Source organism: Sulfurimonas sp. (assembly GCF_018698455.1).
In the GTDB taxonomy this organism is placed as follows: Bacteria; Campylobacterota; Campylobacteria; order Campylobacterales; family Sulfurimonadaceae; genus Sulfurimonas.
In genome coordinates, this window is sequence record NZ_JABIOQ010000050.1 from 24,061 (window position 1) to 40,217 (window position 16,157).

Annotated in this window: 17 protein-coding genes and 1 other RNA gene; 10 read left to right on the forward strand and 8 right to left on the reverse strand. The window is 34.0% G+C overall.

The genetic code is table 11. From position 1 onward, the window contains the following. Positions 1-34: 34 nt before the first annotated feature. From hisA to HOG88_RS06385, 3 genes are read right to left on the reverse strand one after another with little or no spacing between them, the layout of a single operon-like run. On the reverse strand, positions 35-745 hold the full coding sequence (gene hisA, locus HOG88_RS06375; RefSeq protein ID WP_295004377.1) for a 1-(5-phosphoribosyl)-5-[(5-phosphoribosylamino)methylideneamino]imidazole-4-carboxamide isomerase: 711 nt from the start codon (positions 743-745) through the stop codon (positions 35-37). A gap of 18 nt (positions 746-763) precedes the next feature. Next, positions 764-1,375 (reverse strand): imidazole glycerol phosphate synthase subunit HisH, encoded by a 612-nt coding sequence (hisH, locus tag HOG88_RS06380; RefSeq protein ID WP_295004379.1) that lies wholly within the window; start codon positions 1,373-1,375, stop codon positions 764-766. Then, on the reverse strand, positions 1,375-2,286 hold the full coding sequence (locus tag HOG88_RS06385; protein WP_295004381.1) for a PDC sensor domain-containing protein: 912 nt from the start codon (positions 2,284-2,286) through the stop codon (positions 1,375-1,377). The genes hisH and HOG88_RS06385 overlap by 1 nt, the downstream gene beginning before the upstream one ends. A 103-nt stretch (positions 2,287-2,389) precedes the next feature. On the opposite strand from HOG88_RS06385, the gene waaC reads away from it, so the two are divergent. Further along, positions 2,390-3,391, forward strand: a complete 1,002-nt coding sequence (gene waaC, locus HOG88_RS06390; protein ID WP_295004383.1) for a lipopolysaccharide heptosyltransferase I — start codon at positions 2,390-2,392, stop codon at positions 3,389-3,391. Further along, entirely contained in the window at positions 3,381-4,262 is an 882-nt protein-coding gene (locus HOG88_RS06395) for a lipid A biosynthesis lauroyl acyltransferase (RefSeq protein ID WP_295004385.1), read from the forward strand. The genes waaC and HOG88_RS06395 overlap by 11 nt, the downstream gene beginning before the upstream one ends. Before the next feature lie 92 nt (positions 4,263-4,354). Here the strand turns inward: HOG88_RS06395 and HOG88_RS06400 are convergent, their stop codons facing one another. The 3 genes from HOG88_RS06400 to panB are packed head-to-tail and all read right to left on the reverse strand — an operon-like array spanning position 4,355 to position 7,205. Further along, positions 4,355-5,401: an AI-2E family transporter gene (locus HOG88_RS06400; protein WP_295004387.1), complete on the reverse strand. Its 1,047-nt coding sequence runs from the start codon at positions 5,399-5,401 to the stop codon at positions 4,355-4,357. After that, a complete protein-coding gene (gene ruvB / locus HOG88_RS06405; RefSeq protein WP_295004389.1) occupies positions 5,401-6,414 on the reverse strand; it encodes a Holliday junction branch migration DNA helicase RuvB in 1,014 nt (337 codons plus the stop codon). Before ruvB ends, HOG88_RS06400 begins: the two co-directional genes overlap by 1 nt. Further along, entirely contained in the window at positions 6,414-7,205 is a 792-nt protein-coding gene (gene panB / locus HOG88_RS06410; RefSeq protein ID WP_295004391.1) for a 3-methyl-2-oxobutanoate hydroxymethyltransferase, read from the reverse strand. Before panB ends, ruvB begins: the two co-directional genes overlap by 1 nt. Positions 7,206-7,284: 79 nt before the next feature. Here panB and HOG88_RS06415 point away from each other — a divergent pair, with 79 nt between their 5' ends. From HOG88_RS06415 to pckA, 3 genes are all read left to right on the forward strand, one after another. Beyond that, positions 7,285-7,686, forward strand: a complete 402-nt coding sequence (locus HOG88_RS06415) for an Hpt domain-containing protein (protein WP_295004393.1) — start codon at positions 7,285-7,287, stop codon at positions 7,684-7,686. Positions 7,687-7,690: 4 nt separating this feature from the next. Continuing rightward, positions 7,691-8,428 carry a tryptophan synthase subunit alpha gene (gene trpA / locus HOG88_RS06420; RefSeq protein WP_295004395.1) on the forward strand — a complete coding sequence of 246 codons (738 nt, stop codon included), beginning with the start codon at positions 7,691-7,693 and terminating at the stop codon, positions 8,426-8,428. 123 nt (positions 8,429-8,551) lie between these two features. Next, positions 8,552-10,135: a phosphoenolpyruvate carboxykinase (ATP) gene (gene pckA / locus HOG88_RS06425; protein ID WP_295004397.1), complete on the forward strand. Its 1,584-nt coding sequence runs from the start codon at positions 8,552-8,554 to the stop codon at positions 10,133-10,135. A 68-nt stretch (positions 10,136-10,203) separates the two neighbouring features. Here pckA and HOG88_RS06430 read toward each other — a convergent pair whose 3' ends face one another. Beyond that, positions 10,204-10,785, reverse strand: coding sequence for a DedA family protein (locus tag HOG88_RS06430; RefSeq protein WP_295004399.1), 582 nt, complete (start codon positions 10,783-10,785; stop codon positions 10,204-10,206). 11 nt (positions 10,786-10,796) lie between these two features. Beyond that, positions 10,797-12,779, reverse strand: a complete 1,983-nt coding sequence (gene uvrB / locus HOG88_RS06435; RefSeq protein ID WP_295004401.1) for an excinuclease ABC subunit UvrB — start codon at positions 12,777-12,779, stop codon at positions 10,797-10,799. Between the two features lie 326 nt (positions 12,780-13,105). On the opposite strand from uvrB, the gene ssrA reads away from it, so the two are divergent. The 5 genes from ssrA (at position 13,106) to HOG88_RS06460 (ending at position 16,153) form a co-directional block, all read left to right on the forward strand. Next, positions 13,106-13,480, forward strand: a transfer-messenger RNA (tmRNA) gene (gene ssrA, locus HOG88_RS06440). A gap of 185 nt (positions 13,481-13,665) precedes the next feature. Continuing rightward, positions 13,666-14,904: an integrase arm-type DNA-binding domain-containing protein gene (locus HOG88_RS06445; RefSeq protein ID WP_295004403.1), complete on the forward strand. Its 1,239-nt coding sequence runs from the start codon at positions 13,666-13,668 to the stop codon at positions 14,902-14,904. Beyond that, positions 14,891-15,478, forward strand: a complete 588-nt coding sequence (locus tag HOG88_RS06450; protein ID WP_295004405.1) for a hypothetical protein — start codon at positions 14,891-14,893, stop codon at positions 15,476-15,478. Before HOG88_RS06445 ends, HOG88_RS06450 begins: the two co-directional genes overlap by 14 nt. Before the next feature lie 161 nt (positions 15,479-15,639). Next, complete coding sequence (locus HOG88_RS06455; protein WP_295004406.1) at positions 15,640-15,858, forward strand: DNA-binding protein; 219 nt, start codon at positions 15,640-15,642, stop codon at positions 15,856-15,858. A gap of 1 nt (position 15,859) precedes the next feature. Further along, positions 15,860-16,153 carry a hypothetical protein gene (locus tag HOG88_RS06460; protein ID WP_295004408.1) on the forward strand — a complete coding sequence of 98 codons (294 nt, stop codon included), beginning with the start codon at positions 15,860-15,862 and terminating at the stop codon, positions 16,151-16,153. Positions 16,154-16,157: the final 4 nt, after the last annotated feature.

Consider the following 16,157-nt stretch of genomic DNA (forward strand, 5'->3'; position numbering starts at 1 on the left):
ACCTAATAGTACCTAAAAGTTCTTTATTTTATTATTAATCAAGTAATTTAAACATCTTTGGAAGGTCTAGTCTTTCCTCATAATATGCTTTACCAATGATAACACCATCAATTTCTTTAGTCTCTATAAGCTTTTTTATATCTTCTTCATCTTTGACACCACCACTTGCAATTGTACTTACACCACTTGCACGTGCTATATCTAATGTAAATTGAACATTTACTCCCGCTAGAGTACCATCTTGACCAACATCCGTACAAATTATAGCTTCAACACCTGCATCAGCGAACTCTTTAGCTAGGTCTGTTGCTTTCATTGTAGAAACCTCACCCCAACCCTCAACCGCAACATAACCATCAATTGCATCAATTCCAACAGCTATAGGATACTTTGCTGCCATATCTCTAACAAACTGTGGATTTTTAACAGCGATTGATCCTAAAATAATTCTATCTATTCCTATTTTTAACATCTTTACAATTGTAGTTTCATCACGAATACCACCGCCAAGTTCTAGTTTCACATTACAATTTTCTCGTATTTTTATTATCTCATCTAAATTTTTAGGCTCACCTGCGAATGCACCATTTAGATCTACTAAATGCACCCACTCCGCACCCATTTCTTCAAACTTTTTCACCAAAGACCATGGCTCATCTGAGTAAATCTTTGCACTATCCATAAGCCCTTTTGTCAGGCGTACCGCTTTTCCATCTTTTAAATCTATCGCTGGGTAAAGTGTCATATTTGTAACTATCCTTGTTTATAAATTAATAAAATTTTTGAGTATTTTAAGACCATTTTCATGGCTTTTTTCTGGATGAGGCTGAATCCCCATAATGTTATCATGTGCTACTGCCGAAGTAAACTCGTAGCCATAGTTAGTTTGTCCTATGATATCGTTCTTGTCACTGCATGTTACATGATATGTATGAACAAAGTATAAATAGTGTTCCTCATCTAAATTCACAAAAAGTGGATGCTCTTTAGTAAACATTCTATTCCATCCCATATGTGGCACTTTTAAAGGCTCATCAAACTCACTAGTATCAAATGCTTTTACATGACCTTTTATAAGTCCTAGGCCTTCATTCTCTCCAAACTCCTCTGAAGATTCAAAAAGTAGTTGCATACCAAGACAGATACCTAACATGTACTTTCCACTTGAAGCATACTCTTTTAAAGGTTCTATCATATTTCGCTCACGAAGGTGTTCCATAGCATCGCCAAAGGCACCTACACCAGGTAAAATCAGCTTCTCATAATCTTGGAACTTACTTGGATCACTTTCTACAACTGTTTCACAGCCAAGCTTTGTAAAAGCATTTTGTACACTCGCTAAATTTCCCATGTTATAGTCAACGATAGCTATCATTAAATCTCTCTATTATTTTTAGTTTTTGTAAAATGTATATAAATCGCCAAACTTACTAGGAGCATCGCTACTCCTCCGATGATATACATAGCATTAAGAAGGTGATTTGGATCGGTAATCGCAAACTTAAAGACGAGCATAAGTGCTTCTATAGATAGTGCAATAATAATCGATCCTAAAAATTTCACCATTGTTTTATGTGTTCCAGTGACTTGTTGCTCTTTTGCCTGTCCTAGCACTTCTTCTTCAATAAGTGTCTTAACTAAATCAAATATGGCCAGAGAAAGGGTTAATAAAATTGTCGCTTTAAACATTGCGTCAATCGCTATATGAGAAACACTAATTTCTTTTACAAAAAAGCTCTGTACACCATTTATAAACAGCAATAATGCAACAGCAAAAAGAGCAAAAGCAAAAACTGCATAAGAGTATTTAAAAAGTTTAGAGAAAAATGTATCACTTCTGTTAAGATGGGATACTTTTGCTACCTCGCCAAGTGGCATATCCAAACATGCAACAAATAATAAGGTTCCATTGTCATCAAAAATAGGTACAGATGCAGTAACTGTTAAATTTCTTGTTATCAGAGATGGATATGGATCCGTTATAGTACATCTCTCTTCTCTCACAGCTCTATAATAGTATGCACGATCCGCTCGTATTCTGCCTATATCTTGCTTTATCTCTTGTGTAGCCGTATAAGTTGACGAAACTTGTACACCTTTATTATCAAGAAGATAGACGCCATCACAACTCTCTAAATCGCCTTTTATCTTTAATAAACGCGGTATTATCATCTCTTGACTAAGAGAAGGGAGTCCATTTGGAATATTTTTAGAAAAAAGATAACAAAAATATGCTCTTGCCTTAGTACGACCTTCTGAAAATTTCTGTATGTCTGCTGGTAACATAAGCTTCACCTTAATTAATATATAATCAAATTATATCGTACAAATAAGGAATATAGCAACAAGATAAAATTAGCAGTTAATTTTATAAGATATAATGTCATCAATGAATAAAGATATTAAAAAAATTGCCATTGTTAGACTCTCTGCTCTTGGTGATATAGTTAACAGTGCTATAGTTTTACAGTTCATACACAAAAAATATCCTTTGTGCGAGATTGATTGGATAGTAGAAGAAGTTTTCTCACCTCTATTAGTAAATCATAAATACCTTACTAATGTTAAAACACTCAATATTAAAAAACTAAAAAAAGATAAGAGTATTAAGCTACTACGAGAAGTACTACAAGACATTTCTTCATTTGGTCCATATGATATTATTATTGATATGCAAGGACTTATAAAGTCTTCTATCGTTTCTAAACTACTGGGTAAAAACACTTATGGGTTTGATAAACATTCCATAAGAGAACCTTTAGCATCTCTTTTATATACAAAAACAATTAACATTCCATATGAAGAAAATGTTATCAAACGCAATACAACTTTAGTAGCTGGGGCTCTTTCATTTGAAATAAACGAGCAGATGATTTTAGAAAAAGAGCCTATTTTTGAGATTACAAAAACATTTGAAACACCTAATGATAAAAAGAACATCGCATTTATTGTCGGTGCATCTTGGGAATCTAAAATATATCCCAAAGAACTTCTTGTAAACATCTGTAATGATTTAAAAGAGAACTGTCATATAATTTGGGGAAATGATGTCGAAAGAGTAAATGCTGAGTGGATTTGTGCACACTCTGATTTTGCTACTATCGCACCAAAACTAGCTCTTAATGAACTTGTCTCTTTTATCTCTTCTATGGATTTACTCATAGGAAATGATACTGGACCGACACATATGGCTTGGGCTCAAAACATACCTTCTATTACCCTTCTAGGTCCAACAACTAGCCGAATGATTTGTGAAACACCACAAAATATTGGTATCAAATCCTCTTCAGTTGTAAATATTTTAAAAATTGATAAAAATGATTTTTCAATTAAAGATATCGCTTATACAGATGTTCTTAAAAAAGCCAAAAGGCTTCTATATGGGATATAAACTTTTACTCTTGCTAGAGGTTATTTTAATGGTTCTTCCAAAAAGTTTTAGAAAAGCTTTTTTTGTACTCTTGGCCAATATAGGCTACATGAGCTCAGCTAGATACCGTAAAGTTGCAAGGGATAATTTAGATTTTTTATTTGATAAGACAATGAGTGATGAAGAAAAAGAATCCATCGTAAAGTATAGTTTCAAAAATCTTCTTCTTAACTTTCTCCATGTTATGGAACTAAGGAATATGTCTTTAAAAGAGTTAGAAAAAAAAACAACAGTTACAAATAGAGAAATTGTTGACAAAATACATGCCGATGGCAGAGCTGTTATATATGTAACTAGCCATTACTCTTCTTGGGAGCTAGGTGGTGCTTCGCTTGGTGCCTTTGTAGAACCTCTTGGAGCTGTTTATAAAAGAATGAAAAATCGTGTGTATGAAGAATGGCTACTAGAAGGTCGTGCACGATTTGGAAATACTAACCTTGAAAAAAGTGGTGTAGTAAAACCTCTTATCAAACTTATCAAACAAGGTAAAGCGAGTGGGATTCTTATTGATACAAATATCAGTCCTAAAGAAGGAGTAAAAGTTCAGTTTATGGGTAAGACTATAAATCAGACCTATTCTCCAGCATATCTCGCTAGAAAATTCAATGCAGCTATAGTACCAGTGACAATACGTACTGACGATGAAGACAACTATACACTCATGATATATGATGAAATTCCTGTAGAAAAAACAGATGATGAGAAGAAAGACATTCTAAACGCGACACAACTTCAGGCAGATTGGTTATCAGACCTTATCACTAAAGAACCAAAGTTTTGGTTTTGGTTACATAGACGTTTTAAAAATGAGTATCCAGAGATATACTCATAAGAAATGTAATTTCAAAGCATTTTTACTTGTGAGGAATGCCATTTCAAAGCATTTTTACTTGTGAGGAATGCCATTTCAAAGCATTTTTAGAACTACTCTTTCTCTTTACACTCAAGAGAACGAGCTTCAAATAATTTTAAAATTGTAAGAAAAAATGCAGTAATTGCAGGTCCTAAAATCATTCCCCAGAACCCAAAAGTGGCAAGTCCCGCTAGAATTGCAAAGAATATAACAAGCTCATTCATCTTTGCATCATCATCCTCGAGTAAACATTGGTTTATCCATTTTATAATCATTGGCTTTATAAAAGTATCTGCTATTATAGAAATAACAACTATAGAATATACAGCTATGAAGATAGCATTTGTTGTTTCTCCAATGGAAAACTCATAAATCATAAATGGAAGCCACATTAAAGTACCTCCAACAACTGGAATAAGAGAAGCAAATCCATACATAATTCCAAATAAAAGACCGTTATAACCCATAAGAGAAATCACTATTCCAAATAAAAAACCCTCAAACATTGCAGTGGTAATAATAGAGTAAAAAACAACACTCATAACTGAAGAGAGTTCTTTTGCTAAGATAGTACTCTCTTCTACCGACATCTGTACTACACGTTTTAGGTAGCCAATGATTGTATCTCCATTGTATTGGGAAAAGAAGTAAAAGATGATGACTAAAAAAGCGTTTTTAACAAATCCAGCACTAAATGAACCTATAACACCAGCAATTTCTAGTGCATTTTGACTCAATGTAGTCATATTGACATCATGAAGTGCATTAGCGAAAAAAGGCTTTAAAAATTGTAAATATTCTGGAGGAGTAGCTATAAAACTTTGAATAGTTATTTCTATTTTTTTTATCATTTCTGGAGATATACTGTTTAGTTCTATGGTTAACGTGGCCAAAAAATACCCGAGTGGAGCAAAAAAGAGTACCGCTAAAAGAAAACTAGAGCTAAGTGCTGCTGTGAATCTATTTCCAAGGACACCTTCTAAGTAGTTTTGGATATTTGAAGTAGATATAGCAAGAAGTGCTGCTATTGTGATAACTAATAGAAATGGTGTATATAGTAAATACATCCAATAAAGTGAAGTGGCAAAAAGTATTGCTATTAAAAATTGTGGTTTCATTAAAAAATTGTCCCGTCTGAATTTACATAGTCTATATTTAAAACATCATAAGTAGCCCGTGTTGCACGTCTTCCCTTTGCTGTTCTCTCAAGGTAACCATTAGCTATTAAGTAAGGCTCAAGTACATCTTCAACCGTTCCTTCATCCTCACTAAGTGATGCAGCTATGGAACTTAATCCCATAGCTCGTCCTTTTGCAGCGACTAAAAGGTTAAGTAAACGTATATCCATTTCATCAAAACCATGTGAGTTTATTCCAAGTTCATTAAGTGCATACGATGTTCTTTTATGATTTATATTTTCTTCGTTAGCTACCTCGGCAAAATCTCTCACACGTCGTAACAAACGCAGAGCTATACGAGGTGTTCCACGACTGCGTTTAGAGATTTCTACAGCTGCTTCTTTTGCTATCTTTTTTTCTAGTTTATTAGATGCCTGTACAACAATTACTGCTAATTCTTCTGAAGAATAAAACTGCATTCTAAAACTCATACCAAATCTATCTCGAAGTGGATTTGAAAGCATTCCTGCACGAGTTGTAGCTCCTATAAGTGTAAAACGAGGAAGGTCTATTTTTACTGTTTGTGCGGCAGGACCACTTCCTATAATAATATCTATGCGATAGTCTTCCATAGAGGAGTAAAGTATCTCTTCAACTGCAGGACTCAGACGATGAATCTCATCTATAAAAAGTATATCACCCTCTTCTAGGTTTGTAAGAATAGCGGCTAAATCACCACTTTTTTCTATCATAGGGGCAGCTGTTACTTTTATGTTTGTATTCATCTCATTTGCAATGATAAGAGCAAGTGTAGTTTTACCAAGTCCAGGAGGACCATAAAAAAGGACATGATCAAGTGCTTCATTGCGTTTAATAGAAGCTTCTATAAAAACACCCAGATTTTTTTTAATATGTTCTTGCCCTATGTACTCACTCCAAGCATCAGGTCGAAGTGTTACTTCAGTGGTTTGTTCTTCTATATCAAAAGTTTCTATCTCAACAATTCTTTCCATTAGTAGGTGTGTTCCTCTTTTGGAAAGTCTCCATTAACAACTTCCTCTGCATAGTGAGATAAAGCACTTCTAACTAAAGTCGCACCATCCATATATTTTTTGACAAACTTCGGTGTAAATTCTTCAAAAAGTCCTAACATATCAGAGAAAACAAGAACTTGTCCGTCTACATCTTTCCCAGCCCCTATGCCTATTACAGGAATACTTACTGAAGAAGCAACTTCTTTAGCAACTTCAGCCTTTACACCTTCAATAACCATACAAAATGCTCCAGCATTTTCTATAGCTTTTGCATCTTTAATAAGACTTTCTTTCTCTTCTTCTGTCTTACCTTTAACTTTATACCCACCTTCACTACGAACGGACTGTGGTAAAAGTCCTATATGTCCACATACAGCTATAGCATTATCAGTCAAATATTTTACTATATGTGCTTTGTCTTCGCCACCCTCCACTTTTACACAATCTGCTTGAGTCTTTTGAAAAACTGCTATTGAGTTTTTTAAAGCTTCTTCTTTGTTGATATAAGTTCCAAAAGGCATATCGCAAATAATAAAACTCTCTGGAGCACCTGAGCATACTGCGTTTGTATGATAAATCATCTGTTCTAAAGTAGCACTGATAGTATCACTTTTACCTGCAAAACTCATATTTAATGAATCTCCTACTAAAATCATATCTGCACTCACCGATAATAGCTTAGCAAATAATGCATCATAGGCAGTTATCATAACTAAAGGTTTTTGACCTTTTGATTTTTTTATGGAGGATATAGTTAATTTTTTACTCATTTGAAAACTCTTTTTTAAATTAATAGATGTATTTTAACTAAATATTGCTATAATTGTAACATTATAGGAGAATTATTTCATGGGTGTAAGAAGCGATTTAGAAGCTAACTTTGAATTTGAGATTGTTGATGAATTCTTAGACCATTACTCTATGATGATAGACAGCATGGAAGTGATGATAATTGACCTTTCAGACCCATTTATGTATAAAAGAAGTATTAATGAGCTCTTTCGTGTTTTTCACAATATTAAATCAGCATCTGGATATTTAAAAATCATACCAATGCACAAACTTTCTTCATTTGTTGAAGATGAGTTAGAACTCCTTAGAGAAAAAGAAACTCCTATTACCAATGAGACTACTGACTGGTTACTTGCTGTCAGTGATACTTTTGCTAGTTGGCATAATGATCTCAGAAAAAACAATTCATTAAGTAAAATTAAATACGGTCTCCTTAAAATTCCCGACTTGGAAGCATAAAAATTTGAAAAATTTAGTAGCATATATAACTTCTGGTTTTCCAGAAAAATCATTTACAATTGACCTTGCACTCGCACTTGGAGAGAATGGTGTTGATAGCATAGAATTTGGTGTTCCTTTTTCTGATCCTGTTGCAGACGGTCCACTTATAGAAAAAGCAAATCATAAAGCACTTGAGCTTGGTTTCAAGTTTTCCGATCTTCTAGAAATATCTAAAGAAGTTGCTCCCACAGTAGATACACTATGGATGGGTTACTTTAATAGTTTCTATCAACAAGACATGCAAAAACTAATTCCTTTGGCTAAAGAGCTTGGGGTTTCTGGACTTATCATACCCGATTTACCTCATGAAGAGGCACTTCTATATAGTAATCTTTTTAAACTAAACAGTGTTTCAAATATCTCTTTCGTAGCCCCAACAGATTCAAAAGAAAGAATAAAAGAGATAGTTAGTGATGCAGAAAAGTTTATCTACATGGTTGCCTATACTGGTATAACCGGTTCTGGAGTTAGTGAAGACCTACAGCCATTTCTAAACTCTATAAAAAAGTACACACAAACACCAACATTTGTTGGTTTTGGGGTAAATGCCTTAACTGCTAAAGAAAAAGTAAGAGGTGCCGATGGAGTTATTGTTGGAAGTGCCTTTGTTGACATACTACTTAAAGACATTACTTACAACGAAAAAATATCTCAATGTACTGAACTATCAAAAATTATCAAAAATGAGATTAATAATTAAATTAATCATTAAATATTACAAATATGTAGTCAATTTACTTTTAATTTATGTTTACTCATTGTATAATTTCCCTCATAAAAGATACCAGTTACAAAGTATCAAAAAAGTACTATAAGGTAGACGATGAAGTTAGCGGAACTAGAAGAATTAGGACTTAAGAATATCGGTGAGGTACACCACAACCTTAGTTACGATGAGTTAATTAAACACGAACTTGCCAATGGTGAAGTACAGCAAACAAACAAAGGTGCGACTGCTGTAGACACTGGTATATTTACAGGTAGAAGTCCTAAGGACAAGTACTTTGTAGATCGTGATCCATCAAACAAGTACATCGCTTGGGGTGATGTAAATAAAAAAGTAAGTTCTGAAATATTTGAAGAACTACTTGTTGTTGCTCAAAAACAACTCTCCAATACTAAGCTTTATGTAACTGATGTTTTTTGTGGTTCTAGTATAGCTTCAAAAAAATCAGTGCGTTTTGTTTCTGAGATAGCTTGGCAATCACACTTCGTAAAGAATATGTTTATCCGTCCAACTGAACCAGAACTAGAAGTATTTAAATCTGACTTTGTTGTTTTAAATGCTTGTAAAGCAGTAAATGACAAATGGAAAGAGCATGGTCTTAACTCTGAAGTTTTTGTCCTTTTTGATGTTGAAAACAATATGGCTATTATTGGTGGTACTTGGTACGGTGGTGAAATGAAAAAAGGAATTTTTTCAATGATGAACTATTGGTTACCATTAGAGGGTAAACTTGCTATGCATTGTTCTGCCAATGTTGGTGAAAAAGGTGATACAGCACTTTTCTTTGGACTAAGTGGCACAGGTAAGACTACACTTTCAACTGATCCTCATCGCGCACTTATCGGTGATGATGAGCATGGTTGGGACAACCATGGTGTTTTCAACTTTGAAGGTGGATGTTACGCTAAAGTGATTAACCTTGATGGAAAAAGTGAACCGGAAATTTATAACGCTATTAGAACTGATGCTCTACTTGAAAATGTTGTTATGTATGGTGAAGGTGAAGTAGATTACGAAGATGGCTCAAAAACTGAAAATACTCGTGTCTCTTACCCAATAGAGCATATAGAAAACCACAAAACAGACCTAATGGGTGGACATCCTGAAAACATAATCTTTTTAACTGCTGATGCATTTGGTGTTTTACCTCCCGTTTCTAAACTTACAAAAGAACAAGCAATGTACTACTTTTTAAGTGGATACACTGCAAAAGTTGCAGGAACTGAACGTGGTATAACTGAACCAGTTGCAACATTCTCAGCTTGTTTTGGTGAAGCTTTCTTACCTCTACACCCAACAGTTTATGCAAAACTACTTGGTGAAAAAATAGATACTCATAAGGTGAATGTTTATCTTGTCAATACTGGCTGGACTGGTGGTGCTTATAGTGTTGGTAAACGTATGAGTATCAAAAATACACGTGCTTGTATCAATGCTATTCTAGATGGTAGTATTGAAAAAAGTGAATTTGACATAACTAAGACATTTAGACTGCAAGTTCCTAAAACACTTGGTGACATCAAACCAGAAATATTAAACCCTCGTAATGCATGGGAAGATAAAGATCTTTTTGATAAAACAAGAGATAATCTTGCAGAAATGTTTATTACTAACTATAAAAAATACCAAGATGGTAGCCATACAGACTATGCACCATTTGGACCTATCGTAGGAAGCTAGAAAAAGATTCTAACTTCACTGCATCTAGCCCCTAAACTAGAAATGGCAGGCAAGCAGCCTAGCCTTTTCTACTTTTTTATTTTGTCTTTCATCTTTTTTTTAGTCGCCTTTTCCAAATAAAACCATAACGAACCTGCAAAAACAACTAAGATTATAATTGCTATCCATGGTTTTTGTCCTAGTTCTCCCGCAATTTTTACTAAAACTTCTCCAGAGTAAAAACTACCAAAACCAACAGCTAAAGCCCATATAGCAGAACTTCCCACATTTAAGATGATAAACTTCTTAAAATCATACTTCGTTAATCCAATAGCAATTGGAATAAGAGTTTTAATACCATAAACAAACTTTTGAATTAAAATTATCCATGAGCCGTATTTTTTCATTAAAATATGTGCAAGTGCTAGTTTACGTCTATGCTTTTTAAAACTCTCCATCATCATACTCTTTTGATAACGTGCAAGATACACAAGTAGTACATCTCCTAGCATATTTGCGATAAACGCAACAGTTATGGATGTAGTCAAGTCCATCTTCCCTAAAAAAGAAAGTACCCCTGCCCCAAGTAAAGCTACAAACCCACCACCAAGTGAGTATAAAAAAAGTCCAATATATCCGTATGTTTCTAAGTTGCTAAATGTATCTTCCAATTATCTTCCTATTATAGTTGTTTTACTTTATGTATTTCATCACGAAGACGAGCTGCCTCTTCAAAATTAAGCTCTTTTGCTGCCGCTTTCATTTTTAACATCAATTCTTTTGTTATTGATTTTTTAACTGATGCTGGCATTTTATCTTTTTTCTTATGTTTAGCATAAAGATCTCCATGCTCTTCGACTTTTAGATTTTCATCTAACTTTCTTATTGTCGTTTTTGGAATAATTCCATGTTTCTTGTTGTGTGCTTCTTGAATTTCCCGTCTAGCATCCGTTTTATCTATTGCTCTTTGCATTGAACCCGTAATTCTATTCGCATACAAAATTACACGACCATTGGAGTTTCTTGCTCCACGACCAATTGTCTGAACAAGTGCCGTTTCACTTCGTAAAAAGCCTTCTTTATCAGCATCGAGTATAGCCACTAAACTAACCTCGGGCAGGTCAAGTCCCTCGCGTAAAAGATTAATTCCTATGAGAACATCAAACTCACCTAAACGCAAGGCTCGTATAATTTGGTTACGTTCTATCGTGTCTATATCTGAGTGCATATACTGTACTTTTATACCTAAGTCTGCAAGGTACTTTGTAAGTGCCTCAGCCATCTTTTTTGTAAGAACGGTTATGAGAACTCTCTCATCCTTCACTGTAATCTTTTTTATCTCATCATGAATGTCTTCTACTTGATTATCAGATGATTTTATTTCTATAGGTGGATCGAGTAAACCTGTTGGACGAATGATTTGTTTTGCTGTTACCGCTGACATCTCTAGTTCATACTCAGCAGGAGTTGCTGAAACAAAAAGGTAATGTGGTGCTTTGTTAATATACTCATCCGCTTTGAGTGGACGATTATCTAAGGCACTTGGAAGACGAAATCCATAATCAACAAGTACATCTTTTCTTGCTCTATCTCCTGCATACATTCCACGGTACTGAGGAAGTGAAACATGGGACTCATCAACTATGACAAGATACTCTTGGTTGTTCTGTGCAAAATAATCAAGAAGAGTAAAAGGAGCTTCCCCTGGTTTTTTGTTAGTCAGTAAACGCGAGTAATTTTCAACGCCCTTACACATACCCGTAGTCTGTAACATTTCTAGGTCAAACTCAACACGCTGTTTTAAACGCTGATGTTCCAGAAGTTTTCCCTCTGTTGTAAAATAGGCAAGTCTCTCATCAAGTTCTTCTTCTATGCGTTTAATGGCAACTGACATTTTCTCTTGAGAAACACTAAACTGAGAACAGGCATAAATAGTAAACTTTTTATGGTCTTCTAATTTTTTGTTATCTATAACTTCAAAAGTATAAATAGCCTCTATCTCATCGCCAAAAAACTCAATGCGAATCGCTTCTTGTTCAAAGTATGGAGGATAGATATCTAAGGTCTCTCCATTCACGCGAACATGTCCAGAGTCAAAATAACTATCGTTTCGAGAGTAACCCATCTCGACTAAACGCAGCAGAAGTTTCTTTTGGTTTATCTCATCCCCGACTTCAAGAACTTGTACCATGTTTAGGTATTCTTCTGGGTCACCTAGACCGTAGTTCGCAGATACAGACGCGATGACTATGACATCATCATAAGAGAGAAGATTAGCAGTAGAAGAGAGTCTCATACGCTCAAGTTCATCATTTATAGCACTGTCTTTTTCAATGAATAAATCTTGACGAGGTATGTAAGCCTCAGGCTGATAATAATCATAGTACGATACAAAGTACTCAACATGAGCTTTAGGAAAGAAACCACGAAACTCAGAATACAATTGAGCAGCAAGAGTTTTGTTATGAGTCATAATGATAGTAGGCATCTTTACATTCTCTATAACCTTAGCCATAGTGTACGTTTTACCGCTTCCAGTTACACCTTCAAGTGTTTGATAACGATTACCTTTTAGTATCGATTCACTTAACTCTTTAATAGCAGTTGGCTGATCACCAGCTGGTTCAAAAGGAGTAGTTGCTTTAAAATTGATTTCTTTTTTCATTGGTGGAATTATAGCTAAATTGCTGTTTTTCTATAGAAAATGAGTTGTTGTTAAGAGATGTGGCTGTGAAACGGCTACCGAGATATGTGTTGTTTTTAAAATATATATGTAAAAAAAATTTTTGCTATAATTATTATATAAGAGACAGAGAAATTATAAGGTTAAGTGACTTTTTACTACTGATATTGTTTTTAGCTCAGACTCATCAACCATTTCTACTTTTTTAGAACGACAAATATATAATATATTTGACATAATACATATCCTAGTTTTAACTTATTTTTGCTAGAATATCATAATGTTTTTGTATTTGACATTATTTATTTGGGGACGACTTGGCTTCGACTGGAGCTTGTAGTCTATGATTGCATGTCGGACTGAGCATTTCCGTTATACGGCTCAAAATTGCTTAAACGCAAACAATACAAATTACCGCCCAGCTTACGCAGTAGCATAAGTTTTACCCCCTCTTAGAGGACGGGCTGCTTCACCGATGGACTCTAGATAAGTCGGATTCGAAGTATAACCCCTATGTAGATATATATAAAGTCTGTCTCAGCTTTGTATGAACCTTGAGGCTCGTCTTGTGTAGCTTTGCATGTTGTGTGAAGCAAGATTAAACTTTAACAACTTCTCTAAGCATGTAGACGTCGTAGAAAACTAGTTTTAGGACTGCGGTTCGATCCCGCACGTCTCCACCAACACTTCATCTAAACCAATCCAAATTAACCTACAAAACCCCTAAAATACGAGATAATTAAACTTATTTTAATCTAGGCTAGTCTAAACTAATGCAATCGAATGTACCACTTAATGGTACATTATACGGTACATTGTAAAAAATAAGAAAAAAATATCACTTCAAATGTACCATTTAGGAGATAAAATGTCTAATATACAGCCCCTAGCACTCAAAAAAGCAAAAGGAAAACAGAAAGCCTATACTTTATCTGATGGTAAGGGACTATCAATACTGATTAAACCAGATAGTTCAAAACTATGGGAGTTTAGATATACAAGCCCTACTACATTAAAAAGACGCAAGTCTTCACTTGGCACATACCCTGATGTGACATTAGCTCTTGCAAGAGAAAAAGCCAAATCATACCGTGAACTTATTGCTCAAGGTATAGATCCTATTGATAATAACAAAGAAGTAAAAAAACAATTTAAAAAAGACCAACAAGGTATTTTTGAAAAAGTTGTCGATGAATGGTTTTTAAAACAAGAAAAAGAATTAGCTCCTAGTACTTATGTAAGAAAAGTAGGACAATTTGATAATGATGTAAAACCTTTCTTTGTAAATAGACTTATTTCAACTATCGAGCACCCTGAAATAGTTAAACTTCTTGAGATGAAAGCTATTAAAGCACCAGAGAGTGCAAGCAGATTATTTGGCTACCTCAACAATCTATGGCAGTATGCGGTTATGAAAGGCTATTGTGATTTTAATATCATTGCAAACTTACAAAAGAAAACTATCCTTACTCCACCAAAAGCAAAAAACTACTCAAAAATAACTGATCCAGAGATATTAAAGAAACTTGTTAAATCAATCTACTTGTATCAAGGAAACTATTCTGTCAAAAATTCATTGAAGTTCGTATTGCACTTACCTTTAAGAGCAGAAAATTTAATAACTTTAAAATGGGAACAAATCGACTTTAATAATAAACTACTTATAATACCAAGACATCTAATGAAAGCTAAGAATGAGAATATGGACGATTTCATAATGCCCCTCACTGACCAAGTTATTGAAATATTAAATGAACAGCGACTTTTTGCTAATGGTACATTTGTTTTTAAAACTACGGGTTATGCAGATGTACCAATTAATGCGACAACTCCTAATAGAGCTTTAGAGAGAATGGGATATAACAGTGAAGAAGATGGAACAAAAATAAGACTACATGGTTTTAGAGGAACATTTAGAAGCTTAATAGATACTTACTTAACAGAGCATAAGGTAGGCTATGAAGCAAGAGAACGAGCACTTGACCATTTACCTCCAAATAGAGTGGAAAGAGCTTATACACACAAAGCAAACTATTTGCAGGAGCTTGAAACACTGATGCGATGGTGGAGTAATTATTTGGAAGGACTACAAAATGACAATAGATAAAATTCACAATATACTATTAGCACTTGAGAAAGAAGAATACTTTATTGAGGATGTTTTAGAATTAAGCTATTACGATGCTGTAACACCAAAAGAGTTAAATGATTACAAAGAAGGGCATTATAGGATTCATCCATTTTGGTTTGAAGTTAAATTTGAACTTTACCAGATACTTGAAGATATACCAGACGATAACTATTTGATTGAGTTAACTCTTTTTATGCAATTAATTTTAGAAATGAGAATTGAGAAACTGACATTTATTCAAATGAAAAATAAACGAGGTATTCACTGGAAAAATAGAAAAGTACCAAAAGAGAAAATCAATAGACGAATTCATAAAAATTTAGATGGGATGAAAGGAATAGAAGAGCCTGATGAAATTACAGATACAAGTGACTACATTCGTGCATACGAATATAATGGTACTCTACCATTAGGTTATGAAACAATATGGTATGGAGAGATAAAAAAAGAATTAATTTATTATATTGATGATTTAAGAAACTCATATAATTTACCAAAAAAAGAAAAAATAATACTTGATTCTATTTCAGAAATCTACTCTAAACTTTAATATTACTTAAATTGTAAATACTTCCCCAAATTAGCTAATAAGCCAATTCCTCATAATATTCTCTCGTTGACTAACTGATACGACTTACTCTAACTGCATACAGAGTATATTAAAAAGTTGTATCTACTAAAAGCTTTTAGTAACCCGTAACTGGAGTTATTATGTGTGAAACAGTAAAACGAGAGATAGAAAAAAAATATGATGTCAGTAAAAGATATTACAGAGCTAATGAGGTGGCTATTTACTTAGGTATTGGACTCAGCACAGTATGGCTTTATGCTAAACAAGGGAAGTTGACAGCAAAAAAGTTATCTGCGAATGTGACAGTGTTTAACATTGACGAGATAGATGCACTTTTCAATAGTATTAAGGTAGCTTAGTATGAAAAATACAAAATCATCTTACACAATTACAATTCTTACTGAGCTATTAGCAGGTAAGGCTTTAGTTTCGAATGATATGCATGTCAGTAATGCTAATCAGTATTTTTGTGATATTAAAAACACAGGTATTGAGCTAGTAGAAACTTGGGACAAGAATCATACAAATAATGGTCGTCATAAAGTACGAGAACTTGAGCTTAGTATAGAAAACATTCAAAAAGCCAAGAAATACTTAAATCGTTTAATGGGCATAAAGTCCAAAAACAATGAAAAAAATTCAAGGAGTCATTGACTCA

Coding starts and splice junctions, on each gene's coding strand:
- hisA (WP_295004377.1), bottom strand. CDS start 745: ATGACACTTTACCCAGCGATAGATTTAAAAGATGGAAAAGCGGTACGC.
- hisH (WP_295004379.1), bottom strand. CDS start 1,375: ATGATAGCTATCGTTGACTATAACATGGGAAATTTAGCGAGTGTACAA.
- HOG88_RS06385 (WP_295004381.1), bottom strand. CDS start 2,286: ATGTTACCAGCAGACATACAGAAATTTTCAGAAGGTCGTACTAAGGCA.
- waaC (WP_295004383.1), top strand. CDS start 2,390: ATGAATAAAGATATTAAAAAAATTGCCATTGTTAGACTCTCTGCTCTT.
- HOG88_RS06395 (WP_295004385.1), top strand. CDS start 3,381: ATGGGATATAAACTTTTACTCTTGCTAGAGGTTATTTTAATGGTTCTT.
- HOG88_RS06400 (WP_295004387.1), bottom strand. CDS start 5,401: ATGAAACCACAATTTTTAATAGCAATACTTTTTGCCACTTCACTTTAT.
- ruvB (WP_295004389.1), bottom strand. CDS start 6,414: ATGGAAAGAATTGTTGAGATAGAAACTTTTGATATAGAAGAACAAACC.
- panB (WP_295004391.1), bottom strand. CDS start 7,205: ATGAGTAAAAAATTAACTATATCCTCCATAAAAAAATCAAAAGGTCAA.
- HOG88_RS06415 (WP_295004393.1), top strand. CDS start 7,285: ATGGGTGTAAGAAGCGATTTAGAAGCTAACTTTGAATTTGAGATTGTT.
- pckA (WP_295004397.1), top strand. CDS start 8,552: ATGAAGTTAGCGGAACTAGAAGAATTAGGACTTAAGAATATCGGTGAG.
- uvrB (WP_295004401.1), bottom strand. CDS start 12,779: ATGAAAAAAGAAATCAATTTTAAAGCAACTACTCCTTTTGAACCAGCT.
- HOG88_RS06445 (WP_295004403.1), top strand. CDS start 13,666: ATGTCTAATATACAGCCCCTAGCACTCAAAAAAGCAAAAGGAAAACAG.
- HOG88_RS06450 (WP_295004405.1), top strand. CDS start 14,891: ATGACAATAGATAAAATTCACAATATACTATTAGCACTTGAGAAAGAA.
- HOG88_RS06455 (WP_295004406.1), top strand. CDS start 15,640: ATGTGTGAAACAGTAAAACGAGAGATAGAAAAAAAATATGATGTCAGT.
- HOG88_RS06460 (WP_295004408.1), top strand. CDS start 15,860: ATGAAAAATACAAAATCATCTTACACAATTACAATTCTTACTGAGCTA.